This window comes from Pseudodesulfovibrio aespoeensis Aspo-2, from assembly GCF_000176915.2.
Classification (GTDB): Bacteria; Desulfobacterota; Desulfovibrionia; order Desulfovibrionales; family Desulfovibrionaceae; genus Pseudodesulfovibrio; species Pseudodesulfovibrio aespoeensis.
This window is the reverse complement of record NC_014844.1, coordinates 3189838-3214996: the sequence shown is the minus strand read 5'-3', so window position 1 is coordinate 3214996 and position 25159 is coordinate 3189838. Positions and strand designations below refer to the sequence as shown.

Genomic DNA, 25159 nt, shown 5'->3' with positions numbered 1-25159 from the left:
TGCCCTAGATCTTGGTGTGCTTTGCGACGCCGAACAATCCCGTGGGCTTCATCCAGAGGATGGCGAGCAGGATGGTGAAGGCGAACAGGTCGCGGTAGGTGGACGGGAAGACCGTGACCACGCCGACCTCGATGAAACCGAGCAGGAAGCCGCCGTAGAAGGCCCCGCGAATGTCGCCGATGCCGCCGACCACTGCCGCGATGAACGCCTTCCAACCGATGAGCGCGCCCATGAAGGGCTCCAGGATGGGGTAGGACATGGCGAAAAGCAGCCCGGCCAGTCCGGCAAAGCTCGAACCGAGGATGAAGGTGAAGACGATGATGGCGTCGATGGGGATGCCCATGAGCGGGATGGCGAACTTGTCGTAGGAGATGCCGCGCATGGCCATGCCAATCTTGGTCTTGGTGACGATGAAGTTGAGGAAGATGAAAACCGCGATGGCGGCGAAAATCACCAGCACCTTGAGGTTGGTCACCGACACCCCGCCGATGTCCCAGATGACCTTGTCGAGCAGGTCGGGAAATTTCTTGCGGCTGGCGCCCAGGGCTGCGAGGTTGCCGTATTCGAGGATCAGGCCGCACATGAGCGCGGTGATGACCACGTAGAGGCGGTGGGCCCCCTTTCGTCGCAGGGGGCGGTAGGCGATGCGCTCGAGCGTCACGCCCACGCAGGCGGTCAGGATCATGGTCAGCGGGATGGCCAGCACAAAGGTGATGGTCGGGTCAAGGCCGAAGACCGGTCCCAGGAGCCAGGAGGCGACGAAGAAGGCGATATACGCGCCCACCATGAAGATGTCGCCGTGGGCGAAGTTGATCAGCGTCAGGACGCCATAGACAAGCGTGTAGCCCAGGGCGATGAGCGCGTAGAAACTTCCCCACTGGAGGGCGTTGAGTATGTTCTGAATGATGAAGTCCACGGCGGTTGTTCCTTGGGTAGTGGATGCTTGGGCCGGTCCCGGTGCGCGGGGACCTGTCAGGCAAACGGCCCGTTGAGTCGTAAAAGGGCGGGGGCCATGAGGCCCCCGCCCGGTGTCGTGGCTGCTGCGTGGTCTCTACGGGCAGACCGACTCTTCGAAGACGAACTCGCCAGTGTCGCTGATCTTGACGACCACGGCGCACTTGATGGGATCGCCCTGAGCGTCAAACTTGGAGGAGCCGGTGATGCCGTCAAAGGACTTGATGGCGGCCAGCCCGTCGCGGATGGCGGTGCGCATCTCGACCGGGTCGGAGTAAACCTTGCCCGCGTTCTTGATGGCCTCGACCATCATGCCGATGGAGTCCCAGGTCAGGGCCGCATAGTCTGCCGGGACCGCGCCGTAGGCTTCCTGGTAGCGGTCGATGAAGACCTTGGTGGCGCCCTGCGCGCCGGCAGCGGCGTAGTGGGTGGAGAAGTAGTTGCCGTAGCACTGCTCGCCGCACAGCGTGACCAGGTCCGGGGTGCCCCAGGCGTCGGAACCCATGAACGGGCCCTTGTAGCCGAGGTCGCGTGCCTGACGGACGATCAGGGCCACCTGGTTGTAGTTGTCAGGGACAAAGATGAAGTCCGGATTGGCGGCCACGATGGTGGTCAGCTGGGCGGAAAAGTCCTGATCCTTGGTGCCGTGGGATTCGAAGGCCACGACCGGGCCCAAACCCTTGGCTTCCCAGGAGGCCTTGAAGATTTCGGCCAGACCCTTGGAGTAGTCGTTGGACACGTCAAAGAGGACGGCAGCCGTCTTGGCGTTGAATTTCTTGGCGGCAAAGTCGGCCACGACCGGGCCCTGGAACGGGTCGAGGAACGCGGCGCGGAAGACCCAGGGGCGGTCAAGCGTGGTGCTCGGGTTGGTGGACCACGGGGAGATCATGGGCACGCGGTTGTCGTTGCAGGTGCCGCCGGCGGGCACGGCCTGCTTGGAGGAGTTGGGGCCGATGATGGCCACGACCTTCTCCTGGTCGATGAGCTTCAGGGCCACGTTGGTGGCGGATTCGGCCTTGGACTCATTGTCCATGTAGATGAATTCGAGGGGGTACTTCTGGCCGCCGACTTCGAGACCTCCCGCGCTGTTGATGTCCTTGAGGTACATCTCGGCAGCGTTCTTGGAGCCTTCGCCCACTTCGGGGATGTCACCGGTCAGGGGCAGGTTGAAACCGATCTTGATGGTCTGAGCCTTGTCTTCGCCGCAACCGGCAAGAAGAAAGGCGCTGCACACGAGCATGAGGCTAAGCAAGCCTACACCTTTAAGAAAACCTTTCATCATTTCCTCCTCTCATATGAATTACGTAGTGTCCCAACGGAAAACAAGACTGATCTATACACCAAAAGAGACATCTGTAAAAGGGGTTTTGCGCCAGACATTTTTGCAAAAACCGCAGTATGCTTGAATAAACTTCGCATAAATTGAGTATTGGCAAGGGAAAAGTCGTGCAAAACAAATTTACGGCGAATGAATTTTTTCATTAATGTCAAGAATGCAACGCCCCCTGAAAGCCAGGGCCGCCAGCGGGGCGTGAAACGCAAATCCGTGCTTGGAGCGGACACGGTGCCTGCTGTGGGAGAGCGGTGCATTCGCGGTGCACATGCGTCGGGGCCGGGTGGATGCTGTCACACCCCGACCGTTCCGCCTAGTCGGTTCGCGCGGTTCTGTTTTTTCTGGCTGCGGATCTGGCCGCCTCCTCTTCGCGCAGGGCGCGGCGCAGCACCTTGCCGACCATGGTCTTGGGCAGCGAGGCGCGAAACTCCACCTGACGCGGAACCTTGTAGCTGGCGAGCTTTTCTCTACAGTAGGCCATGACCTCGTTGCGGGTCAGGCTCTCGCCCTCTCGCAGCACCACGTAGGCCTTGACGATCTCGCCCCTGGCGTCGTGGGGGATGCCCACGCTGACCGCCTCCTCGATCTTGGGGTGGGTGTGCAGCACCTCGTCGATCTCGCGGGGGTAGATGTTGTATCCGCCGGAGATGATGAGGTCTTTCTTGCGGTCCACGATGTAGAAATACCCCTCTTCGTCCATGTAGGCGATGTCGCCGGTGTAGAGCCAGCCGTTTCTGAGCACGTCGGCAGTGGCATCGGGGCGGTTGTAGTACCCCTGCATGACCTGGGGGCCGCGGATGACCAGCTCGCCGCGTTTGCCTGGCGGCAGCGCCTCGCCGCCCACGTCCATGTCCACGATCTTGGCGTCGGTGTCCGGGAAGGGCAGGCCGATGGAGCCGGGCTTGCGCACGCCCTTGATGGGGTTGAAGTGGGTCACGGGCGAGGCCTCGGTCAGGCCGTATCCCTCGGCGATGGCTGTGCCGGCGCGCGTCTTGAACTGCTCCATGTGCTCTACCGGCATGGGTGCGGAGCCGGATACGCAACAGTTGATGCTGGAGAGGTCGTATTTGGCGATGTCCTTTTGCTGGAGCAGCGAGACATACAGGGAGGGTGCGCCGGGAAAGACCGTGGGCTTGAGCTTTTGAATGCCCTTGAGCACGTCCAGCGGCACATAGCGCGGGAAGGGCGTCAGGGTTGCGCCCATGCTGGTGGGCCAGGCCAGGCAGGTGGTGAAGCCGTATATATGGAAATAGGGCAGCACGCCGATGAAGGTCTCCTGCCGCTGTCCCAATGTGTGCATCATGGACTGGCACTGCTGGATGTTGGCCCCGATGTTGACGTGGGTCAGGACACACCCCTTGGCAACGCCCGTGGTGCCGCCGGTGTACTGGAGCAGGGCCGTGTCGTCCGGGTCCACGCGCTCGTTGGTGAAGGTCTTGCTCCCCTTGGTCAGGGTTTTGAAGGGCAGGACGCGCGTCTTGTCATAGGGCACCTTGGGCGCGGACCCGTTTTTCATCGTCTGGAGCGCGTAGAGCAGATTCAGGGGAAACTTGAGCCCCTCGCCGATGGAGGTGACGAAGAATTTCTCCACCGGAATGACCGGGCGCAGCTTGTCGAGCTTGGGCCAGAGCAGGTCCAGGGTGATGCAGGTGCGCACGTCAGCATCGTTGAACTGGTGGATGATCTCCGTCTCCATGTAGAGCGGGTTGGTCATCACGGCGATGGCTCCGCTGCGCAGGGTGCCCCACACGGCGATGATGGTCTGGGGCAGGTTGGGCAGCATCAGGGCCACGCGGTCGCCCTTGCGCACCCCGGCCTCGCGCAGGTTGGCGGCAAAGACCTCGGTCATGGTCTTGAGCCTGGCGTAGGTCACTGACCAGTTTTTGAAGACGATTGCCTTGCGTCCCGGCCACTTGTGGGCGGCCCTGTCCAGGAATTTGAACAGAGGGAGTTTTTCATAGTCCAGGGTCGGGGAAACCTCGGCATCATAGGATTTGAGCCAGGGGCGGTCTATCTGCTCCATTGGGCGTCCTTTGGGAGTGATTTTGCCCGGCAATGGGCTTGAAGAAGGTATATTAGAGGCGGATTTCGGTCAATACGGCATGTTTGAAACACGCACCTGTCGCGGATTTGACGCTGGCGGCCAGCACGAAGTCCGTTTTTCCTCCCGCTGTGCGCCCCAAGGCCGAACGAAAAATTAAGATGAATAAATGCGAATTGTTATTCTTCATCATTCCGAGTCCGAGCAATTTAAATCTTGTTTGGCAGAGATTTTGCTAGTCGAAAGAACGGCACAGGTGGGGAAATGATTGCCCAGCCTCATAAAGTAATGTGCCGGATGAACCGATTATTCAGTATGTCAACGATCCACCCTTTGGGGCGAATCAAGGGCAAGGGGCGGAGAGGACCGGCAAAGCGTTGCCGGGCGTCAAGTTGACAGGGTTCCTGTGCCAGACTAGAGTGGCACACCCCGTGCCAGAATCCGCTTCTCACCGGAATGAATCATTGACCGAGCGAACGACTGAGAGATTCAATGTCAGATCATGTGAATGCAAATATGGGTATGCTGATCACGGACGGCTTTTACCTCAAGCCCAGCAAGAGCACCCGCGTCCTGGCCATTCTGGACGCCCTGTCCCGTGATTCGGCGCTTTCCCAGTTCGAGCTCGGCAAGCAGCTCAATCTCTCCGGTGCCATGGTCAACCAGTATCTCAAGCAGCTCCAGTCGGGCGGGTTGGTCGAGTTTTTGCCGGTCAACGGCAAGAGCTACCGCTACGCCCTCACGGACCATGGCAAGCAGTCCAGGCGCAGGATGTTCTCCGACTATTCGTCCGAGACCGTGCGCCTGTACACCACCATCAAGGATTTCGTGATGTCGAAGCTGACCGGGCTTCGCGACAAGGGGAAGAAACGGCTCGCGCTCTTTGGCGCGTCCGAGACCTGTGAGGTCGTCCTGTCCGCCCTGCGAGACAGCGATTTTCAGGTGGTTGTGCTTCTTGACAACGATTCCAGAAAACAGGGGCAGATTTTCAACGGGCATGTGGTTTCCGCGCCGCATGTTCTGGATCAGGTCGACTGTGATGCCGTGGTCATCACCTCGTTCGGCAAGCAGGCCGAGATATACGAGCAGATAAAGCCACTCTCCGAAAAGCGCGGATTCCAAATCGTGAGATTTTGATTATGAAACAGATTCAGTCCGTTACGCTGCGTTCCGGCGTCACCATCGGCCAAGGCCATCCCTGCTTCGTCGTTGCCGAGATCGGCAACAACCACCAGGGCGACTTTCTTGTGGCACGGCAGATGATCGACGAGGCCGCGGCCGCAGGTGTCCAGGGCGTCAAGTTTCAGAAACGCGACATGGAGGCGCTGCTGACCAGAGAGGGTCGCGCCGCCCCCTACACAGGGTGCAACAGCTTTGGCCCCACATATGGGGAGCACCGCAATGCCCTGGAGCTTTCCATCGAGCAGATGGGCCAGCTCAAGGAGTACAGCGAGTCCCTCGGCCTGGTCTTCTTCGCCTCGGCCTGGGACGAGCCCAGCCTGCGGCAGGTGCTCGGCCTTGATGTGGAGCTGCTCAAGATCTGCTCGGCCGATCTGGTCAATGTTCCCCTGGTGCGCAAGTACGCGGCCACGGGCATCCCCATCATCCTGTCCACGGGCATGAGCTCCCTTGAGGACATCGATGTGGCCCTGGCCGAGATCCGCGCCTACCACGACGACGTGGTCCTGCTGCACTGCAACTCCACCTACCCCTGCCCCGAGGAGAAGATCGGCCTGCCGGTCATGGAGGGGTTGCGCGAGCGGTACGGCCTGCCTGTAGGCTACTCCGGCCACGAGCAGGGCATTGGTCCCAGCGTGGCCGCCGTGGCCCTGGGCGCCTGCGTTGTCGAGCGCCATTTCACCCTGGACAAGACTCTCAAGGGCACCGACCATCAGGCCTCCCTGGAGCCCGAAGAGCTGGCCCGGATGGTGGGCATGATCCAGGAAGTGGAAAAGGCCATGCGCGTCAAGGGCAAGAAGGTTTTTCCCGAGGAGCAGGCCGCTGCCAAAAAGCTGCGCAAGTGCATCGTCTTTTCGCGCGATCTGCCTGCCGGGCATGTGCTGACCGAGTCGGACCTGACCACCCGCAGCCCGCGCGTGGGCGTGTCGCCAGTCCATTGGGACGAGGTTCTGGGCGCGACGTTGGGCCGGTCCGTCAAGCACGAGGAGCCGGTGCAGTGGGACACCCTGCGTCTGCTTGCCGAGGAGTGCGTGGGCGCGGCCAGCTCCTAGAGTGGAGCGACCGGTTCGCGACCCTGTGAATCCACGGGCCGCTGTCCGCATCTGCGGGCGGCGGCCTTTTTGCGTCTTTATTGCGCCCTTGGGTCGGGCTGGGAGTGCGCGAAGTGTAAAAAATCATTCAACTCCCGGTGCGGGAGTGGTATGCGGTTGGTTAATGCATGCACCGCGCACAGGAGGGACCATGAGCGGACAGGACATTCTGCTGGAAACAGGTACAAACGAGCTTGAGATAATTGAATTTTTTGTCCACGAGAAGACCGAGCAAGGTCCCAGGACCCATTATTTCGGGGTCAACGTGGCCAAGGTTCTCGAGGTGGTCGAGGCTCCGGAGGGTTTGGAAGGGTCCGAGGCTGCCACGCATCCGAGCTTTCTGGGGACCATTCCCCTGCGCGATCTCATTCTGCCGGTGGTGGATCTGAGCGTCTGGCTCAACGTGGAGCGGGCCAAGAGCGTCAACGAGCCGATCATCGTCACGGAGTTCAACGCCACCATCACAGGGTTTCTCGTCTCCGGCGTGACCCAGATCCACCGGGTCAACTGGAAGGACGTGGAGCCGCCCAGCAAGTACGTGGCCAGCATGGACACCAACTGCATCACCGGCACGGTGCAGCTCAACGACCGTTTCGTGCTCATGCTCGATCTGGAGCGGATGCTGGCCGATCTCGACGGCGACAGCCAAGCCCACTCCTCCGGGCCGGGCGTCTACTCGGAGGAGCGCTACCGCGCCCTGGTGGCCGACGACTCGACCTCGGTGCGCGAACTGCTGCGCAGGAATTTCACGGAGGCGAATTTCGAGGTGACCTTGGTCGGCGACGGGGCCGAGGCGTGGGACCGTCTGCTGGCCATCAAGGCCAGGGTCGAGCAGGAGGGCGGGAGCCCGCTGGATCATCTCGACGCCGTGGTCTCGGATATCGAGATGCCGCGCATGGACGGCTACACCCTGACCCGCAAGATCAAGGAGGACCCTGTCCTCAAGGTGCTGCCGGTAGCCCTGTTCTCGTCGCTCATCTCCAAGGGTGTGGAGCACAAGGGTCATGCGGTCAAGGCCGACGCCCAGGTGACCAAGCCGGAGTTCCATGGTCTGACGGCAAAAGTCATTGATCTGATCCGCCGCTGGAAGGCCGAGGCTGCGGCCTGACGAGCGCCTTCCGCCGCCCTGCGCCTGTCCGCTCCCGGCCAAAGGCCTACAGGGTGGCTTCGCCCAGGGCTTCGCGCAGGGTGCTGACGCCGCAGGAGTGGCGCATGATCACGGGCACGTTCGTGCCGCGCAGGGCAGCCATCACGTCCTTGCGCGCCTTGTGGGACACCTTGTTGGTGAACAGGACCACGAAGTCCACATTTCCGAGCGAGCCCGAGATGGACCGCTCCTTGCCCGTGTAGCACTTGAGCCTGATGCCACTCTTCTCCGCCTCGGTCATGTATTCCCGCTTGAGCCTGTCCATTCCGCCGATCAATGCCGCGCACATGCTGGCCTCCGTGGTTGAAATTGAAAATCGTTTTCAACCAATACGAGGGGCCGCAGGGATTGTCAACCACGGAGATGGGGGAAAGTGAAAACGTCACAAATCTGAAAATTTGCGCGCCCACGGTATGATTTTTTTAAAGATAATTCAATGAACTGACTGTGTTCTCTGTCAATTCCGGCCCGAAGCGTCTCAGATGTTCAGAAATCCTACTCCTCCACAAAGTCCCAGCTTTCGCCTTCGGGGTCGATTTCGGGCAGGACGCAGGACGGGATGCGGACCACGCGGTTGCCCTTGCCGCGGTCGAGGAGCAGGGGGGGCGCGCCGATGATGACGTTGGCCGTGCCGCCGAGCAGGGCCTGGCTGGTGGAGCCGGTGAAGTCGCCAAGCTCGGTCCAGGCAAAGGTGTTGGCCGTGGCCGTGAGCGCCTCGAAGGGGTAGCAGTAGAGGGCGTAGCGGGCCTGGCCGCGCACCCGGTTGTTGGCGAAGAAGCCGCGCGAGCCGGTCTGGATGATGCCGCGCGCCTCGGAGCCGCCGCCCATGACGATGTCGTTGCAGGTGGCCACGATGTCGTTGGCGTAGAGGAGCAGGCCCGACGAGCCGTCGCCGCGCGCCTCGATGCGGTTGCCGGTCAGGGTGATGCGGTTGTTGCGCGCAAAATCCGCGCCCCCGCTGGTGTCGAAGTACCACCCGGCCTCGATGCCGTTGGGGCCGTACTTGTGCGGGTATTCCACGCCGCTGTCCGCGGTGATGATCTGGTTGTTCTCGATGACGATGGCCCCCTGGGCCTTGTCGTTCAGGGCATTGTCCAGCGTTTCGATGCCGTTTCGCGACACCTTGTGGATCAGGTTGCCCTTGATGACCATGTCCGCGCCCCAGGTCCAGTCGGCCACGATGCCGTAGCCCGCGGTCTTTTCCGGGGCGTCGGTGGTCATGTTGAACCGGTTGTCCTCGATGCGGATGGTCCCGGTGGCCGCGTTCTTGAGGGGTTTGGCCGGGGAGTCGAGCCGGTTGCCCACCACCACGCCCGCCTGGAAGCGCAGGGTGTCGCCCCCGGCCCACTTGACGGGCAGCTCCTGCGGGGTCACGCGGCTCACGGTGCAGTCACGGACATCAAGCCCGCCCACATGGGGAAAGTGGAGCGGGGTGCCCTTGGCCCCCTCGAAGCGGATGGAGCGCACCACAACCAGCGGCCCCTTGCCCGCCGGGGGCGCGCCCTTGACCGGCAGGGGGGAGTAAAAGGTCCAGAACCCGCCGATGATCCGGGTGAGAGGTTCGCCCGCACCGTCCGCCTCGCCCTGGATGCGGGTGTCGCGGGTGATCCTGACCCGCCCGTCCGGGCCGAAGTTGAAGGTGCCGCGCAGAATGACCAGACCGCCCTGGTCTGCCGCGGCCTGGACGTTGGCAACATCCTGGGTCGGATTGCCTGTGCCGGTCACGGCCTGGTTGGCACCGGCTGGCCGGGCCAGGAAGAGAAGCATGACGAGAACGGGAATAAGCCTGTGCATCGGGTCTCCGGCGTGGAAGTTGGCGGCCTGCGGCTGCTACGTCTTTGGTTTTTACATGGTTTGCCGAGGATACTCAAACACCTTTGCAGGTTGACGCGAAGGCTGGCCGGATGGCAATATTCCAAGGAGTTATTTTTTGAACGGGTCGCTTGTATCCGTGGTTGGAAGTGGCGTATAGTTATGATCTCGAAAAGTGTCTTTTGCGTGTAGCGGTTCGCCCGACAATGTCGGGCGTCACAGTCTGAGGGGGATGCCATGCGTTTGAGTACCAGGATGACATTGATGCAGGTTGCGACGGTGACTGCGGCCATCGTGGCCCTGTGTTGGGTTTTTGTCAGCCAGATCACTGGATACGCCAGGACCGAAATGGAGGATTTCCGCCAGCAGGCGCTGGCCGAGGAAAAGACCCAGCTCAAGGACTTTGTCCAGATGGCCGAAGGGATCATCCAGAGCTACCATGACCGGTCGCAGGATGTCGACGCCCTGATGGAGGCCAAGCGGGCCGAGCTGAAACGGGTCGTGGACACGGTCCACGGTCAGGTCCAGGCCTTCCACGAGCAGAACCGGGACATCCTGACTCGCCGGGAGCTGCTCGACGGGCTGGCGGAGATCGTGCTTCCTGCCCGGTACGACGGCGATAACTATGTCTGGGTCAACGACCTGGACAGCGTCATGCTTGTCCACCCCTCGCCCGCACTCATGGGCAAGGACGCCAGCGGCCTGCAGGACAACCAGGGCGCCTATGTCATCCGCGACATGGCCGAGCTGGCCCGGCGCGACGGCGAGGGCATGACCTCCTACTTGTGGCCCAGGCCGGGCGAGAGCGAGGCCAAGCTCAAGATTTCCTATGTCAGGCTCGTGCCCGGCACAGACTGGGTGGTGGGCACCGGCGCGTGGATCGAGGACATCACGGTGGAGATGAAGGCCGAGGCCCTGGCCGAGGTCGCCAAGATGCGCCAGAGCGACGGCAACTATTTCTGGATCACGGACCTCAATACCCGGATGGTCATGCACCCGATCAGTCCGGAGCTGGACGGCACGGATGTGTCCGGCACCCGGGACGCGCAGGGCAAGGCGCTGTTCGTGGACATGACCCAGGCGGCCAGGGGCCAGGGCGAGGGCTTCATCGACTATTCCTGGGCCAAGCCCGGCAAGGGGGAGGCCGTGCCCAAGCTCTCCTATGTCCAGCTCTTCAAGCCCTGGGGGTGGGTCGTGGGCATGGGCGTGTATCTCGACGACATCGACAAGGCCGTGCTGGCGCGGCAGGAGTCGCTTGACCAGACCATCCGCTCTATGCTGCTGCTAGTCCTGGGCGTGTCCGCTGTCCTGGCGCTGCTCGGCGTGGGCGCGGGTATCGCGGGCTCACGGTCTGTGACCGGCACCATCGGCGGTGAGCCGGTGGACATCGCGGGCATCGCGGCCCGCGTTTCGGGCGGCGACCTGACCATCGCCTCGGCCAGTGGCGGGAAGGAGCGGGGGATTCTCAAGTCCATGCGGGAGATGGCGACCAACTTGAGCGGCGTGGTCTCCGAGGTGCAGGCAGCCACGGACAACGTGGCGTCGGGCAGCGAGGAGCTTTCAGCCGCGTCCGAGACCCTGTCCCAGTCCACGGTGGAGCAGGCCGCGTCCATCGAGGAGGTCTCGGCCTCGCTGGTCGAGATCGTGGGGTCCATCCGCAAGAACGCCGAGAACGCCGAGACCACCAGCCGGATCGCGGACTCCACCAATCGCGATATCGAGGCGGGCGGCGAGGCTGTGCGCAAGACCGTGTCGGCCATGCGGGAGATCGCGGACAAGATCGTGTTTATCGAGGAGATCGCCCGGCAGACCAACCTGCTCGCCCTCAACGCGGCCATCGAAGCGGCCCGGGCCGGGGAGCAGGGCAAGGGGTTTGCCGTGGTCGCCGCCGAGGTCCGCAAGCTGGCCGAGCGCAGCGCGGGCACTGCCCAGGAGATTCGCGGCCTGTCGGCCACCAGTGTGGTGGTGGCCGAGCAGACCGGCGAACTCTTTGACAAGTTGACCCCGGAGATTGCCAGGACCGCGATCCTGATCAAGGAGGTCGCCCAGGTCTGTGCCGAGCAGAACCACGGCGTGAGCCAGATCGAGCGGGCCATGCAGCAGCTCGATGCTGTCATTCAGCAAAACGCCATGGCGTCAGAAGAGATGGCCTCGACATCCCAGGAGCTGGCGGGGCAGGCTTGCGCTCTGCAGGACGCGATGCGCTATTTCCGCGTCGAGGAGGCCGTGGCCCAGGTCGCGGTGCGGCGTCCTGCGCAGCCAGCCCTGCCTGGGCCGGTGGTGCAGTAAGTCGGTTTGGGATTTGCTCAGTACCCCCGGTGGGGCGGCACCGGGCGCGAATGGCGGAGGGTTGGCCGGGCCTTGGCATTTTCGCGGTCCTGGCCGCGAACGGCGTGGGCCACGGCCCGGCAGGCCGCGGCAAGGTCCGCGCCCGCTGCTATGGCCGCCACCTGGAGTTTGAGCGTCCTGGCGATGACAACCTGTCCGGCCCAGGCCGGGTACCCGGACCAGAATCTGACCGCGCCCTCCCTGTCGTCCAGCTTGGCTGCGGCGTATCCGGCGTGGAGAAAGGCGTCCGGGATTTCCTTGGCGGCCAGGGCGCGCTCAAACACGCGCAGGGCGTCGCTGTCGCGGCCAATGCGGACATAGCAGATGCCCGCCCGGACGAGATGGGACGGATGCACGGGCCGCCACGCCTTTTCCCTGGCGTCAAGATGGGTGTCGTAGTCGAGCGCGCCCTGGCGAAAACACGCCAGCGCAGCATTGATGTCGCCCCGCTGCTCGGCTGCGCGGCCCCGCTCGAAATTTCGCTGGCCCCTGCGGGAGGCCGGGATGAATCGGGAGAGGAGGGACATGCCGGATCATAGCGGGTTGCAGCGGCAGCGGCAACCTGTCGGCATGGACCGGCCTTGAGAGGTGGGAAATGCGCCCGGACAGCATCGTCCCGATGTCTGCCCGGCGGGAACGGACTGGCCGCATCCCGTGGCGGGACACGGCCAGGATGGTCTGCGTATCAGGCGCGCATGCCGTCCAGAGAGTATCCCATCTCGGTGGCCATGAACTGGAGCGGGCGGATGTCGCGCGTCACTTTCATGATTTCGAGCAGCGTCTCTGCGCCGAGCTTGGCGCTGGCATCAAAGGGATTGATCTCGCGCATGAGGGTGGAATACGGCTTGTTGATCTTCTCGGCCACGACCTTGGCCTGGATGCCGCTGTCAAGAATGCAGTCCTGGACGACCTTGGTCACGTTTTTCTCAAACATCACTCCCTCCACATGGTTGCATTGGCGAATCAGATGCGGTTGAAATCTGATTTCCTATGAGCAATCGGCGTGCCAACCACGGCTGATTTCCGGTATGTCCCACAAAATCTAACGGTTATAAAAAGTCTAAACTTCCAGTGATTGCGGGGGAGTGGCGTAAATGTGTCGCATTCAATGCGACATGTGCGACTAATGTGTCGCATGTGTCGCATTGCGACACTGCCATGGGCAGGGCAAAGGAAAGGGAGCCGCCGAAGCGGCTCCCTTTGGGGGGAGGCCCGTTTGACCGGGCGCCCGAACCATTCACAGGCTTTCAGGGGTGTGGGTTGCGGTCCATTCCTAGGTGCCGTTGGAGGTGTTCGGCTGGTTCGGGCTTAAGAGTTGGAATCCTTGACCCAATCTTGGGCCCAGGACTTCCAGGACTCGATGTACGGGTGCCAGCACTGGCGTCCGATGATGATGTCGAGAATCTTGGATATGTTCAGCTTGGAAAACATGGCGCTCTCCTTACGAATGACGGGTTGAGTCGGGTTGTGATGCGATCAGGTCCCTCGCCGTGCCGGGCATTGTGGTAACAGCGGCCTCGGCGTGCGCTGTTTTCAGGCTGCGTTCCACGTGTCGGATGGTCTCGCCGAACAGATCCTCGCTGCGGTAGGCTGTCAGGAGACTGGTGCGGACGCTGCCGATGATGTTCCCATAAATGATGAGTGCCGTGTCCTCCACCGGGAGCGGGCGGATGGAGCCGTCGGCCATGCCCCGGCTGACGCAGCGGGCAAGCACGTCGATGAAGTGGCGGAACTTGGCGGCCACCTTGGTGGCATCGACTTCGGGCTCCATGTGGCTGAAAGGGGAGCAGCGCAGCAGGATGGGGAACCTGTGGCGGTGGCGATTGGTGAAGTCGAAGTAGGCGGTCATGTAGCTGACCACGCTTTCAAGGCCGGTCCTGTCGCCTGCCACGGCCTCTTCGAGCCGGGTGTAGAGGCGGTCGGCCATGTCGAATCCCGCGGCCAGGAACAACTGCTGCTTGTTGCCGAAATAGTGGGAGACCAGGCCAAAGGAAACCTCGGCGCGACCAGCCACGTCCTTGACCGTGGTGGCTGAGAATCCCAGCTGGCCAAAGGCCTCCTGGGCTGCGCGAAGTATCTTTTCCTTCCTGGTCATGCTCTGGCCGCTCCTGCCGGTTCTGGGACAGATTGATTGTGCAATCAGTGTTCTGATTCCTCAATAGATTGATTGTGCAATCAGTGTCAAGGGGATTGTGATGATTTTTTTGGGGCCGGGATGCACGGCAATTCCCCTGGTCTGGCCGCTGCCGGAGTGGCTCAGGGCCTCCTTTGGGGCGGTTTGGCCGCGATCGTTGCCGAAAAGATGCTTGCCTGGATGGCCCAGGGACGGTAGTGAGTGGCCCGCGCCGGGGGGAACCCTCCCCGGCAGTCCTTTTTCCGGGGAGCATCCATGTCACTGAGCATCGGTATCGTCGGGCTGCCCAATGTCGGCAAGTCCACCCTTTTCAACGCCCTGACCAAGGCCCAGAACGCCGAGTGCGCCAACTATGCCTTTTGCACCATAGAGCCCAACAAGGCCGTGGTCCCGGTGCCGGACCCCCGGCTCCAGGTCCTGGCTGATCTGGTCCGCCCGCAGCGGGTGCAGCACTCCACGGTGGATTTTGTGGACATCGCCGGGCTGGTGGCCGGCGCCAGCAAGGGCGAGGGCCTTGGCAACAAATTTCTGGCCAACATCCGCGAGACCCAGGCCATCCTGCACGTTGTCCGCTGTTTTGACGACGACGACGTCATCCATGTGTCCAACTCCGTGGACCCCCTGCGCGACATCGAGATCATCGAGACCGAGCTGCTGCTGGCCGATGTCCAGGCGCTCGACACCCGCATCGAGCGGATGGGGAAGCAGCTCAAGGGCGACAAGGGGCTGGGGCCGAAGATCGAGGTGGCCAAGCGGCTGCTGGCCCACATGAACCAGGGCGGCCCGGCCTCATCCTTTGCCGAGGAGTCCAAGGTGCTGGCCGAGCTGCTGGCCGAGATGCGGCTGATCACCTCAAAGAAGGTCATCTACTGCGCCAATGTGGACGAGGAGGGCGTGGCTGAGGACAACGACCATGTCCGGCTGGTGCGCGGCCTTGCCATGGAGCGCGGGGCCGAGTTCGTCAATATTTCCGCCAAGATGGAAGAGGATTTGGTCGGGCTTGAAGAGGACGAGTACCAGGAGTTCATGGAGTCCTACGGCATCTCCGAGTCCGGGCTTGACCAGATCATCCGTACCGGGTTCCGCTCCCTGGGCCTGATCAGCTATTTCACCGCCGGGGTCAAGGAGGTCCGTGCCTGGACCATCAATGACGGGGACAAGGCCCCCAGGGCGGCGGCAGCCATCCACACCGATTTCGAGCGCGGCTTCATCCGGGCCGAGGTCATCGGCTATGACCAGTTCGTGGCGCACGGCTCCGAGGCCAGGTGCCGCGCTGCCGGGGCGCTGCGCGTGGAGGGCAAGGAGTACGTGGTCAGGGACGGCGACGTGGTCCATTTTCTCTTCAATGTTTGATCTCAATGTTTGATCGGGCCTGACTTCGTGAAAGCAAAGGCTCCCGACCGCAACGCGGTCAGGAGCCTTTTTTCTTGCGTTGGCAGTGGTCGGTTAGTCGTCGAAATTGCCCTTGGGGCCTTTGTCGGTGCCGATGGCTGCGGCCTGGGCCTTGATCTTCTCCACAGTCCACTCGGCAACGTCCTCGAAGGCTTCCGCCTTGGGGCCGAGATCGTGGGAGCCGGCCTTGACGATGAGCTCGCAGGCGATGGGCGCGGTGTCTGCGGCGTTGAAGACATCCACCAGCAGGTGGTGGACGAAGTCTTCCACGGCCCCGGCCATGCGCTGGCGCACGCGCGCGTCCTGGCCCTGCCAGCGGCGCTCAAAGGGCAGGTTGAGCTTCTTGTAGTCGCCGCCGCTGAGCTTCTTGTCGACGGCGTAGGCCACCATTTCGGCCCACAGGGCGTCATCCACGCCTTCGCCCTTGATTTTGTCGAACAGGCCATCCTCGGTCATGATGGCGTTGCCGAAATCGTTGACGCGCACGCCCCAGGAGATCATCTGCAGGGCCGTGGCCACGTTGGCCTTGGTGGTGTTGGTCCTGGCCGCGATCTCCTTGAGCCGCTGGGAGTCGTTGCCCGAGGTGCCGTGCTGCGCGCCCGAGGTGCCGTAGGGGGTCAGAGCCTTGTGAATCTCGGCGGTCAGCTCCACCTGGATGCCGGTGCCCGAGGCCTCGATGCCGTGGGTGGTGCCGTTGTTGAGCGCGATCCAGTCCGGGCACAGGCCGTGGGCGTTGAGCCCCTGGCAGAGGTATTTGGCCTCCACGGGGGTGGACAGGCCAAAGGCGCCCTTGATCTCGCCGATCTCGGTCTCGTAGCCGGACCACGACGGGATGGTCGGGGAGACCTCGATATTGGCGAGCAGGTTCAGGTCGTCGGTCATGTGCGAGGCGTCGAGCGCGATGGAGGTGATGCCCGCGTCGAACAGCGACGGGATCTCTGCCTTGGCCACGGCCACGTCATCCCATTTCTTCATGAAGTAATGGTCCGCGTGCACGGCCACCGGCACGGTGATGCCGAGCATGTTGCACAGGTAGTCCACGCGCCGGGCGATGTTCCACAGGGTGGTCGGGCAATAGGTGGCCTCGCTGCGGGCGATCTCGATGATGATGGCCGCGTTGGCCCGTTGGGCGGCGCGGAGCGCGCCCTCGATGATGAAGATGTTGCGCCCGTTGGCGGCGATGGTCATGGCCCCGCCCTTTTTGAGCATGGCCCGGTCGATCACCTTGCCGCTGACGATGAGCGCTTCGGAATTGGGAAAATTCTGAACCACGTTCGGCGGCCGACCAACCGAGAGTGCTTTTTTGAACGTATCCTGGGACATGCCCTTCCTCCTTGGAGAGTTTGTGTGCAACCGTTAAAATAGAACGAATTGTCCCTGAAAGTCAAAATGGATCGTCTGCATTTCCTGGCCTGTGCACACAGCCGCCCGTCCTCCCGGCGCGTTTGCGGCGCAGGCCGGGATGGCGGGCGGGAGATGGCCGAAAGCGCGCAGGAGCCGCGTGGTCCTGTGCGCTTTTGGCCGTGGCTACATGGTGGCTTCTGGGTGCCGCGCTGGCGTATCCGTGCCCTTTCTCGTCACCTTGGGCTCGGCCATGGGCTCAAGGGGCATCAGGGTGTAGCCCAGCTCCCTGGCCATGAATTCGAGCACCGAGACATTGTGCGTGGCCTTGACGATCTCGAACATGGTCTCTGCACCCAGCTTGGCATGGGCGTCGAAAGGATTGAGCTCACGAAGCAGCGTCGAATACGGCTTCTTGATCGTCTTGCATACCAGTTTTGCCGGGATGCGCCCCTCAAGCACCATGTCCTGAACTTTTTTGGTCAAGCTCTTTTCAAACATGAGATCCCCCACTGATTGAAATTTGTGGCCTAGTATTAATTATTACCCAGCATTCACGGATTTCGTCAACGAAAAACAGAAATTCAGGCAAAATATTGGAACAGCCTGTCCCGGGTGCGGGACAGGCTGAGGAAGAAAGAGAGCGGTTACGGATGGTTGTTGTCGAAGCGGTGATCAGAGGCCGAGAGAGAAGCAGACCGTGAGCTCGTTGGCGTCGCCGGTACGGGCATAGGAGCAGGCGTCGGACATGGTGGTGACAAAGAGGATGCCCAGTCCGCCCACGGCGCGCTCCTCCACGCTGGCCGAGATGTCGGGTCTGGGCGCGGTCAGAGGGTTGAAGGGTGTGCCCCAGTCCCGGATCAGGCAGCAGAACGTGGCGTCGCTCACCGCGCACTCGACCTCGAACCGGCCCTCCTTGCCGCCGTAGGCATGATGGGCCACGTTGACCAGGGCTTCTTCAAGCACGAGGTCGATCCTGGGCGTTGCGGCCAGGGCGACCCCGGCCTGCGCGGCCTCTGAGAGGACGAATTCGCGAACCAGGGGCAGGCTCGAAAGGTCGGGGGTGGCGTCGAAGACGGGCATGGGCTCAACTGGCCAGTGCGTCTTCCAGGGTCGGATGCAGGGTGAACATGGCGGCGAATCCCGAGACCACGAACACTTCCTCCACCATGCCCGAAAGGTTGCAGAAGGTCAGGCTGCCCTTGGCACCCTTGAGCTGCTTGGCCGCCGAAAGGATGCTGCGCAACCCGGCGGAGCTGATGTATTCGAGGCCCGAAAGGTCAGCGATGACGTTGACATCGCCCGTAGCGAGCCATTCCCGGCACTGGGCGTCGAACTCCTGGGCCGTGATGGCGTCCAGGCGGCCGCTGACCGAAACCACGAGCTTGTCCCCGTCTTTTTTGTTCTTGAAATCCATTATAATCTCCTTTTATTTTTTGCACTTGCCACAATATTGCATGGCGAGCATGGTGATGTCGTCCGATTGTTCGGCCCCGCGTGCGAACCGGAGCACTGAGTCGTTGACGGTCTTGACCAGGGCCGGGGCGAGCCGGTCCGGAATCTCGGCCACGGTACGCATGAGCCGGTCCTCGGAGTAGAGGGTCTGCTCCGGATCCATGGCCTCGGTCACGCCGTCGGTGTAGATGAACAGGATGTCGCCCGGCTCCATGGTCATGGTCTTTGTCGAGTATTCCATGCCGTCCATGATGCCGGCCACCGGCTCGCCAAAGGGCGGAACCCATTGCGGCTCGCCGCCACAGGGCAGGAGGATGGGCGGGTTGTGGCCCGCGTTGGCGTAGCGGGTCTCGCCGGTCTCTATATCAATGATGGCCAGGAACAGGGTCACGAACATGCACGACTCGTTTTCCGAGGCCAGGTCGGCGTTGACCTTGCTCAGAATTTGGCCGGGGTCAAGCCCTTTTTCGGCCACCACCTTGAGCAGCGTCTTGGTCACGGCCATGAAGAAGGCGGCGGGTACGCCCTTGCCCGACACATCGCCCACCAGAAAGCAGAAGTGGGTGTCGTCCACGAAGAAGAAGTCGTAGAGATCGCCGCCCACCTCCTTGGCTGGTTCGATGGAGGCGAAGACCTCGAACTCGGTGCGATCCGGAAAGGCCGGGAAGAGCTTGGGCAGGATGCCCATCTGTATCTCTCTTGCGATGCGCAGCTCGGACTCGATGCGCTCCTTGGCCGCCGTGGTGTTGGTCAGATTGGCGATGTACTCCTTGAGCGAGGTTTTCATGATCTTGAACGAGCTGGCCAGATCGCCCACCTCGTCGTTGGAGTCCACCTCGGGCAGCATCAGGTCCAGGTTGCCGGACGCGATCTGCAGGGCGGATTCGGAGAGTTCGGTCAGCGGCTTGGTGATGCGCCGGGCGATGGCGGTGATGACCAGGGCCAGGAGGACGAACCCGGCAAGGCCGATCAGGGTCATGACGTTGGAGAGGCGGTGGACATCGGCCAGCATCTCGGATTTGGGGAAGAGGATGCCCAGCGACCAGCCGCCGTATTCCAGGCCGGCGTGGAAGAGATACCGCTCGGTGCCGAAGACGGACTCGTCTATCTGGACAAAGGCGTTGCCGCCCGCGGTCATCTCGCGCCCGATCTGCCTGAAGGCCGGGGCTTCCATCTCCTCGGCCAGCGAGAATATGGTCTGGTTCATGATCAGCTTGCGGTTGGGGTGGGCGATGAAGGTGCCTTGGCGTGAGAGCAGGAAGGCGTAGCCCGTGTCAAAGATGTGGATGTCGTCGAGCATGTCCTGGAGCCATTCCAGCGAGATGTCCGCCGTGACCACGCCCGCAAAGACCTTTTTGCCGTTCTCGTGGCGGAAGAAGGGCACGGCATAGGTGGCCATGACCACGCCCCCCCCGCCCTGGTCGTTGTAAGGTTCTGTCCAGATGGGCTGCTCAAGCTCCTTGGGTATCTGGTACCAATCCATGTAGAAATAGCGGTAGTCCGGATTGCCGAGCATGGTGAAGGCGATGCGCCCGCCGGACCGGAAATGGTAGGGGGCGAAATAGAGCTTCTCCGGCTCCTGGGCGTAGGGCTCGAAGGCGATGGCCATGCCGTATATTTCCGGGTTGTTGGCAATGACGCGCTTGTTGAGCTTGAGCACGTCGTCCTTGCTCAGGGAGGTGTCCTCCAGGGCGTAGGCGATGTTGTTGGCCACCTTCTGGACCGAGAGCAGGACCGAGTCGATGCGGCTGGCCGTCTCCTGGGCCAGATGGCGGGAGTTGGTCTCGGACTGGCGCAGGATGATGGCCCGCGAATAGGCGTAGTTGTAGCCCAGGATGGCTGCCAGGATGACAAAGGCGCAGGACAGGATGAGGGTCGCCAGCCGGTAGGCGATGCCGTGTCGTTTCATCGGACCGGCCCCCTGTAGAATTCGGGGAAGATGGGCGCGGCGTCGATGAAGCCGGTGTCGATGAGGGTCTGCTTGACCTGCTCGTAGTCCTCCTGGCGCAGCACGCCCATGGCCGGGACCTTGTCCGAGTTGATGATGTTTTCCATGCGCTTGAGCATCCACCGCTGGTGGGGGCGGCTGGCCGCCACCCCGGCCTCGGCCATGCGTTTCATGACCACTTCGATGGTTTCCTCATGGTTGCCGAAGGCGTACTGCCATCCCTTGACCGTGGCCCGGACCACGGCCTGGGCCAGCGTGGGCCGGGTGTTGGCCGTTACTTCGAGGCAGTAGAGGCCGTCCTCGGGAAAATCAAGCCCGTAGCTGCTGAAGAAGAACGGCTTGAGTTCGCTCTCCTCCATGCCATAGGAGAGCAGGGTGTGGTATTCGTTGTACCACATGCCCGATGCTGCCTGGACCCCGCCGCGCATGAACAGGTCGAGCGACTCGGACTGGGGCACCACCGTGACCTTCAGGCCCCGCTGGCGGAACAGGGCGCGCGCCTGGATCTGGAATTCGTTGGCCCACAGCCCGATTTTTTTGCCGTTCAGGTCGTCGATGGTCTCGATGTTGTCAGCGGTCTTGGTGATGAGCATGAGGGCTGAATGCTGCACGAACTGGCCGACGTTGATGATGGGTAGGGTGGCGCGCCGCTGGAGCGCGGAGCTCAGGAACAGGGTGGCGAAATCGGCCCGGCCCGATTCGAGGTATTCGCTGGCCAGGATGTCCGGTCCGCCGTGGATCAGGGTCACCTCCACCCCTTCCTCGGCGTAGAACCCCTTGGCCTCGGCCATGTAGAACCCGGCGAACTGGGCCTGGGGCAGCCAGTGCAGGACCACGGAGGTCTTTTCCTGGGCCAGGGCGGACGCGGGCGCGAGCAGCAGGGCCGCCGCGAGCCACAGCAGGGCTACCGCATGTCGGAGTGATGATGGCATAGGCTACTGCTGCACCTGTTTTTCAAATTCGCTCATTGTGTCATCCCACGCCTTGTCGCCGACCCGTCCCTTCCATCCCAGCCTCGGGTCCACCTGGACGATGAGGGTGTCCTGCATGGTGGAGTGGGTGGCGTACCTGTACCGGGTCAGTTTCTGCACCGAGGCCATCAGGAGATCGCGCGACACGCCAAGGGCCTTGCCCGCCGTGGCCATATCCACCACAATGTAGTTGTTGAATTTCACGTTGGCCAGCAGGTAGCCCAGAATCTTCCGGTCGCTGTTGTCCAAGCGGAGGTCGCCCGTGAGCTTGAGCAGCATCTCCTGGTTGCTGACGATGGAGCGGTTGGTTTCGATGACCGGCCTGATCTTGTCCGGGTCGTTGGCGATGGCCTCTATCCCGCCCTTGAGGAACGAGTATTCGAAATAGCCATAGGATTCGAGAAAATACTGGAGCCAGCGCACCTGGCTGCCCACGGCGTCGAAGAAGAGGAGGTGCTTCTCGGTCCAGATGCGGGAGACCACCAGGTTGAGCAGCGGGTCGAGGGGGATGGGCTTGACGGTGTCGATGTTCGGGATCACGTCGCGCTGGAAGGGGTCGCGGATGTCGATGACCACCACGTCCTTTTCCCGCGCCTTTTCCACGAAGGCGTCGTAGTCGAGCAGCCGGGTCAGGTATTCCACCGGCGCGATGACGCGGTCGGCCCTGGCCGGGGTCTCACCCATGAGGGTGGCCTTGTCCGGGGCCGCGTCGATCCAGTCGAAGATGCCGCCGTCGTAGACGCAAACGTTATTGAAACCGAGCGAGAGGGCCACCTGGACCGCTTGGTAGCTCTTGGCGCAGGAGTGGCCGTTGCAGTAGAAGGCCATGGCCGTGTCCGAGGTCTTGGGCCGGAGTTTTTCGAGCTTGTCGGCAAAGTCCGGGTCGTTGAGGGGCAGGAGGATGGCCTTGTTGATGTTGGCCACATCGTGTTCAAACCGCGAGCGGATATCGAGGACCATGATGTCGTCGTAGCCGACCAAGAGGTCGGCGGTGGTGATGTAGGGCACCTCCGGGTAGTAGGCCCGCAGGGGGAAGTTCTCCTGCTGGGCGGCGACCAGGGAGGGTGTCATCGTGACCAGGATCGCCATCAGGACGGCGGCCAGCAGGGGTCTGATCATGCGGGTTGCGGCCATGCGGGTTTCGGCCAGGGAGCGTGTCGGGCGAGACGTCATGGTTTTTCCCGTGCCAGGGCTGTTTCGAGGAACCGGGCAAAGAGGGCGTTGATTTCGTCCAGGCTGTCCGCAAGGCGGTGATCGTCGTCAAAAACATGCAGGGCCGCTGCGTGGTGCCGGGCGAAGCGGATGGCGTTGCTCACCGGCACCACTTCGTCGCGCCAGCCGTGGACCACGGCAACGTTCTCCCGCAGCCCAGCGAAGTCCTGGACCGCGTAGCCGTGCAGGTAGAAGGCCGGGGCCAGGACAAAGAGGCCGCGCACGTCTGCCCGGATCGAGGCCGCCGCAGCCACATAGCCGCCCATGCTCGACCCGGCGAGGATGGCCGGTCTGCCTTCCTTGCCGAGCTTCGCCGCGAGCCGCCCGACCCGCTGGTCCGGGTCGTCCAGATCCTGGAAGTCCATGGCCTCCATGGCGAGTCCGAGCCGCTTGGCCGTGTCGGCCAGCGATCTGCTCTTGTTCCCCCAGGGCGTGGCGAGAGCGCCGTGGCACCAGATCAGACAGGGGTCGTTCATGGTGGGCTCCGTTGCGGTCCAGTTCGGTTTCTGGCCGCGCGTCCTGGCCTTCTATAGTACACTGCCTGCAATCGTTCAAGCCGTCAGGCGGAGAAAAGCCGCTGGCCGCTGTGTTCCGAAAAGAGCGCAGCCCCGGCGTGCGGGATGCGACCCTGGCCGGTGTCCGGTCACTGGCCGGATCGGACGAATTTGGTGATGATGTCGTAGAGGGCGCTTTTTTTCACCGGCTTGGCCAGGTGGTGGTTTATCCCGGCCAGGAGGCACTGCTTGACATCGCTGTCCAGAACGTAGGCGGTCAGGGCCACCACCGGGGTCGCGGGCAGGCCCTGGCGGGTCTCCCACTGCCTGATGGTGCGGGTGGCATCGCAGCCGTCCATGCCTGGCATCTGGATGTCCATGAGCACCAGGTCGAACCCGCCCTGGCGGAACAGCTCAAGTCCTTTCTCGGCGTTTTCGGCCACGGTCAGGCGGCAGGGGGTGTCCTTGAGGTAGGTCTCGATGACAAAGGCGTTGTACCGGGAGTCCTCCAGCATCAGGATCGACGAGGCGGGCAGGGGCGGAAGGTCGGACGGCGCGCCCCTGTCCTCATCCCTGCATAGGAGGTCGGCCCGGAGTGTTTCCGTGTCGCTGGCATTGCCGAAGACGGCGGTGAAGTGGAAGGTGCTGCCGAGGCCGACAGAGCTTTCGGCCCAGATGCGCCCGCCCATCATGTGGACGATCCGCTTGCTGATGGTCAGGCCAAGCCCGGCGCCGCCGTGCTCCCTGGTGGTGGAGTTGTTGGCCTGGGTGAAGGAGTCGAAGATTGCGCCCAGCCTGTCTGCCGGGATGCCGGGGCCGGTGTCGGACACGGAGAACTGCACCGCAACCCCGCCATCCCTGCCCGGCGCACGCGACACGCTCAAACGCACCGTGCCGCCCTCGGTGAACTTGACCGCGTTGCCGAGCAGGTGAACGAGCACCTGCGTCAGCAGCTTCGGATCGCCGGTCAGCCTGTTGGGCACGTCCGGGGCCAGGGTGCAGACCAGTTCGAGTGATTTCTGCCCCGCCCTGGGTTCGATGATCGCGAACGCCTTGTCCACGGTCTCGGAAAGGGTGAAGCGCGTCTCGTCGAGGCGCAGGCTGCCGGTCTCGATCCTGGACAGGTCGATGATGTCGCTCAAGATGGCGAGCAGGCTTTCGCCCGCTGCCCTGATGATCTGGACATAGCGGGTCTGGTCCGGCGTCAGTTCGGTCTCGCCCAGGATCTCGGCCATGCCGAGGACCGCGTTCATGGGGGTCCGGATTTCGTGGCTCATGCTGGAGAGGAACCGGCTCTTGGCAAGGTTTGCCCGCTCGGCGACCAGGGTGGCGTTCCTGAGCTCGTCCAGCGCGGTGTTGAGGGAATCGTTCTTGTGCTCCAGTTCCTCGGTGCGCTCCCTGACCGTGGTTTCGAGGTGGGCCCGGTGGTCTTCAAGCTTGGCGTTGGCCGTCTGGAGGTCTTTGATGAGGTGGCGCATGGACTCGCGCATGTCTTCAAAGGCGCGGGTCAGGTTGCGCAGTTCGCAGTCGGGCGAGGTGTCCACCGGAATGTCCAGGTTGCCTTCGGCAATGGCCGTGGCCGATGCCTCCAGCCGCTGCAGGGGGATGATCAGCCGCTTGCGGGCGAAATGGAGCGTGGCCTGGGTGATGACCAGGATCAGGATCAGGGCCAGGGCCAGGGCCAGGGTCGAGCCCGCGTTGACCAGGATGTCCCTGCGGACCGGGGCCTTGGAGACCACGAGGTTGAAGCTGCCGATGGGCTCGCCGTATTTTTTGATGACGGTTGTCCTGGACAGGCAGCACGGCGGATTTCCAACCTCGTCGGCGTTGAGCCGGGAGAAAGGTGGGCGCGTCTTTTCCGCAACGGTCTCCTGCCCGGCCACCACCTGGGCAAAGACCACGGCTTCGTCCATGAACACGGCGTCGAGGATGTCCCTGGCCGCGTCATGGTCCAGCTGCCACACGGCGGTGGACAGGGTGGTCTCGGCCAGCTTGAGGGTCTGCGCGATCCTGTCGTCGAGCTGGCGGGTGAGGCGGTAGGCGTTCCAGGATATGGTGGCCGTGGAGAAGAGGAGCACCACCGCCGTGATCACGGCGGTCTGCACCAGGGTCACTCTCCGGCTGAGCGAACGCGGATTGGTCATGGCCTGCCCCCTGGCTCCCTGTGTCTCTCCGGAGTTGTCGCGCATGTTCCTTCATTGAATACGGTTTTGTGGGGGAATGTGCAAGAACGGGGAGCAACATCGGGAGATTGTCACGATCTGGCCGGGAATCGCGCACCCAGGCGGAAAGGGCCGCCCCCGGTCGGGAGCGGCCTTGCCGGACAT

24 protein-coding genes are annotated in these 25159 nt (G+C 62.7%); 5 read left to right on the top strand and 19 right to left on the bottom strand.

Annotated features, from left to right (window positions below):
- Nucleotides 1-4 precede the first annotated feature (4 nt).
- The 4 genes from DAES_RS14925 to DAES_RS17705 form a co-directional block, all read right to left on the bottom strand.
- On the bottom strand, nucleotides 5-916 hold the full coding sequence (locus DAES_RS14925; RefSeq protein ID WP_013515870.1) for a branched-chain amino acid ABC transporter permease: 912 nt from the start codon (nucleotides 914-916) through the stop codon (nucleotides 5-7).
- 135 nt (nucleotides 917-1051) lie between these two features.
- Nucleotides 1052-2233 carry an ABC transporter substrate-binding protein gene (locus DAES_RS14920; RefSeq protein WP_013515869.1) on the bottom strand — a complete coding sequence of 394 codons (1182 nt, stop codon included), beginning with the start codon at nucleotides 2231-2233 and terminating at the stop codon, nucleotides 1052-1054.
- 367 nt (nucleotides 2234-2600) lie between these two features.
- Complete coding sequence (locus DAES_RS14915; protein WP_013515868.1) at nucleotides 2601-4310, bottom strand: long-chain-fatty-acid--CoA ligase; 1710 nt, start codon at nucleotides 4308-4310, stop codon at nucleotides 2601-2603.
- A 52-nt stretch (nucleotides 4311-4362) separates the two neighbouring features.
- Nucleotides 4363-4521: a hypothetical protein gene (locus DAES_RS17705; protein WP_157864877.1), complete on the bottom strand. Its 159-nt coding sequence runs from the start codon at nucleotides 4519-4521 to the stop codon at nucleotides 4363-4365.
- A 323-nt stretch (nucleotides 4522-4844) separates the two neighbouring features.
- On the opposite strand from DAES_RS17705, the gene DAES_RS14910 reads away from it, so the two are divergent.
- The 3 genes from DAES_RS14910 to DAES_RS14900 all read left to right on the top strand — a co-directional run bounded on the left by DAES_RS14910 (nucleotide 4845) and on the right by DAES_RS14900 (nucleotide 7706).
- On the top strand, nucleotides 4845-5465 hold the full coding sequence (locus DAES_RS14910) for a winged helix-turn-helix transcriptional regulator (protein WP_236608421.1): 621 nt from the start codon (nucleotides 4845-4847) through the stop codon (nucleotides 5463-5465).
- 2 nt (nucleotides 5466-5467) lie between these two features.
- On the top strand, nucleotides 5468-6559 hold the full coding sequence (locus tag DAES_RS14905; protein ID WP_013515866.1) for an N-acetylneuraminate synthase family protein: 1092 nt from the start codon (nucleotides 5468-5470) through the stop codon (nucleotides 6557-6559).
- Nucleotides 6560-6749: 190 nt separating this feature from the next.
- The gene (locus DAES_RS14900; protein WP_013515865.1) at nucleotides 6750-7706 is read left to right on the top strand and encodes a chemotaxis protein; all 957 of its coding nucleotides are present in this window, start codon (nucleotides 6750-6752) and stop codon (nucleotides 7704-7706) included.
- A 46-nt stretch (nucleotides 7707-7752) separates the two neighbouring features.
- Here the strand turns inward: DAES_RS14900 and DAES_RS14895 are convergent, their stop codons facing one another.
- A complete protein-coding gene (locus tag DAES_RS14895; RefSeq protein ID WP_013515864.1) occupies nucleotides 7753-8034 on the bottom strand; it encodes a DUF2325 domain-containing protein in 282 nt (93 codons plus the stop codon).
- 206 nt (nucleotides 8035-8240) lie between these two features.
- The gene (locus DAES_RS14890) at nucleotides 8241-9539 is read right to left on the bottom strand and encodes a hypothetical protein (RefSeq protein WP_013515863.1); all 1299 of its coding nucleotides are present in this window, start codon (nucleotides 9537-9539) and stop codon (nucleotides 8241-8243) included.
- 282 nt (nucleotides 9540-9821) lie between these two features.
- Here DAES_RS14890 and DAES_RS14885 point away from each other — a divergent pair, with 282 nt between their 5' ends.
- Nucleotides 9822-11846 (top strand): methyl-accepting chemotaxis protein, encoded by a 2025-nt coding sequence (locus DAES_RS14885; protein ID WP_013515862.1) that lies wholly within the window; start codon nucleotides 9822-9824, stop codon nucleotides 11844-11846.
- A 17-nt stretch (nucleotides 11847-11863) separates the two neighbouring features.
- Here the strand turns inward: DAES_RS14885 and DAES_RS14880 are convergent, their stop codons facing one another.
- The 4 genes from DAES_RS14880 to DAES_RS14870 form a co-directional block, all read right to left on the bottom strand.
- Nucleotides 11864-12412 (bottom strand): tetratricopeptide repeat protein, encoded by a 549-nt coding sequence (locus DAES_RS14880; RefSeq protein WP_013515861.1) that lies wholly within the window; start codon nucleotides 12410-12412, stop codon nucleotides 11864-11866.
- Nucleotides 12413-12570: 158 nt separating this feature from the next.
- Complete coding sequence (locus DAES_RS14875; protein WP_013515860.1) at nucleotides 12571-12819, bottom strand: phage regulatory CII family protein; 249 nt, start codon at nucleotides 12817-12819, stop codon at nucleotides 12571-12573.
- Nucleotides 12820-13193: 374 nt separating this feature from the next.
- Nucleotides 13194-13316: a hypothetical protein gene (locus DAES_RS18060; protein ID WP_013515859.1), complete on the bottom strand. Its 123-nt coding sequence runs from the start codon at nucleotides 13314-13316 to the stop codon at nucleotides 13194-13196.
- A 10-nt stretch (nucleotides 13317-13326) separates the two neighbouring features.
- Entirely contained in the window at nucleotides 13327-13980 is a 654-nt protein-coding gene (locus tag DAES_RS14870; RefSeq protein WP_013515858.1) for a TetR/AcrR family transcriptional regulator, read from the bottom strand.
- A gap of 294 nt (nucleotides 13981-14274) precedes the next feature.
- Between DAES_RS14870 and ychF the strand changes: the two genes are divergently transcribed.
- Nucleotides 14275-15372: a redox-regulated ATPase YchF gene (gene ychF / locus DAES_RS14865; RefSeq protein WP_013515857.1), complete on the top strand. Its 1098-nt coding sequence runs from the start codon at nucleotides 14275-14277 to the stop codon at nucleotides 15370-15372.
- A 93-nt stretch (nucleotides 15373-15465) separates the two neighbouring features.
- Here the strand turns inward: ychF and DAES_RS14860 are convergent, their stop codons facing one another.
- The 9 genes from DAES_RS14860 to DAES_RS14820 all read right to left on the bottom strand — a co-directional run bounded on the left by DAES_RS14860 (nucleotide 15466) and on the right by DAES_RS14820 (nucleotide 25021).
- Entirely contained in the window at nucleotides 15466-16734 is a 1269-nt protein-coding gene (locus DAES_RS14860; RefSeq protein WP_013515856.1) for a class II fructose-bisphosphate aldolase, read from the bottom strand.
- A 204-nt stretch (nucleotides 16735-16938) separates the two neighbouring features.
- A complete protein-coding gene (locus DAES_RS14855) occupies nucleotides 16939-17238 on the bottom strand; it encodes a phage regulatory CII family protein (RefSeq protein WP_322785281.1) in 300 nt (99 codons plus the stop codon).
- Between the two features lie 189 nt (nucleotides 17239-17427).
- Nucleotides 17428-17835 (bottom strand): ATP-binding protein, encoded by a 408-nt coding sequence (locus tag DAES_RS14850; protein ID WP_013515854.1) that lies wholly within the window; start codon nucleotides 17833-17835, stop codon nucleotides 17428-17430.
- A 4-nt stretch (nucleotides 17836-17839) separates the two neighbouring features.
- A complete protein-coding gene (locus DAES_RS14845; RefSeq protein ID WP_013515853.1) occupies nucleotides 17840-18169 on the bottom strand; it encodes an STAS domain-containing protein in 330 nt (109 codons plus the stop codon).
- Between the two features lie 12 nt (nucleotides 18170-18181).
- Nucleotides 18182-20116 carry a SpoIIE family protein phosphatase gene (locus DAES_RS14840; protein ID WP_013515852.1) on the bottom strand — a complete coding sequence of 645 codons (1935 nt, stop codon included), beginning with the start codon at nucleotides 20114-20116 and terminating at the stop codon, nucleotides 18182-18184.
- Nucleotides 20113-21087 carry an ABC transporter substrate-binding protein gene (locus DAES_RS14835; protein ID WP_013515851.1) on the bottom strand — a complete coding sequence of 325 codons (975 nt, stop codon included), beginning with the start codon at nucleotides 21085-21087 and terminating at the stop codon, nucleotides 20113-20115. Before DAES_RS14835 ends, DAES_RS14840 begins: the two co-directional genes overlap by 4 nt.
- Before the next feature lie 3 nt (nucleotides 21088-21090).
- Nucleotides 21091-22299 (bottom strand): rhodanese-like domain-containing protein, encoded by a 1209-nt coding sequence (locus DAES_RS14830; protein WP_013515850.1) that lies wholly within the window; start codon nucleotides 22297-22299, stop codon nucleotides 21091-21093.
- Nucleotides 22296-22814: a YqiA/YcfP family alpha/beta fold hydrolase gene (locus tag DAES_RS14825; RefSeq protein WP_013515849.1), complete on the bottom strand. Its 519-nt coding sequence runs from the start codon at nucleotides 22812-22814 to the stop codon at nucleotides 22296-22298. The genes DAES_RS14830 and DAES_RS14825 overlap by 4 nt, the downstream gene beginning before the upstream one ends.
- A gap of 167 nt (nucleotides 22815-22981) precedes the next feature.
- On the bottom strand, nucleotides 22982-25021 hold the full coding sequence (locus DAES_RS14820) for an ATP-binding protein (RefSeq protein ID WP_157864875.1): 2040 nt from the start codon (nucleotides 25019-25021) through the stop codon (nucleotides 22982-22984).
- Nucleotides 25022-25159: the final 138 nt, after the last annotated feature.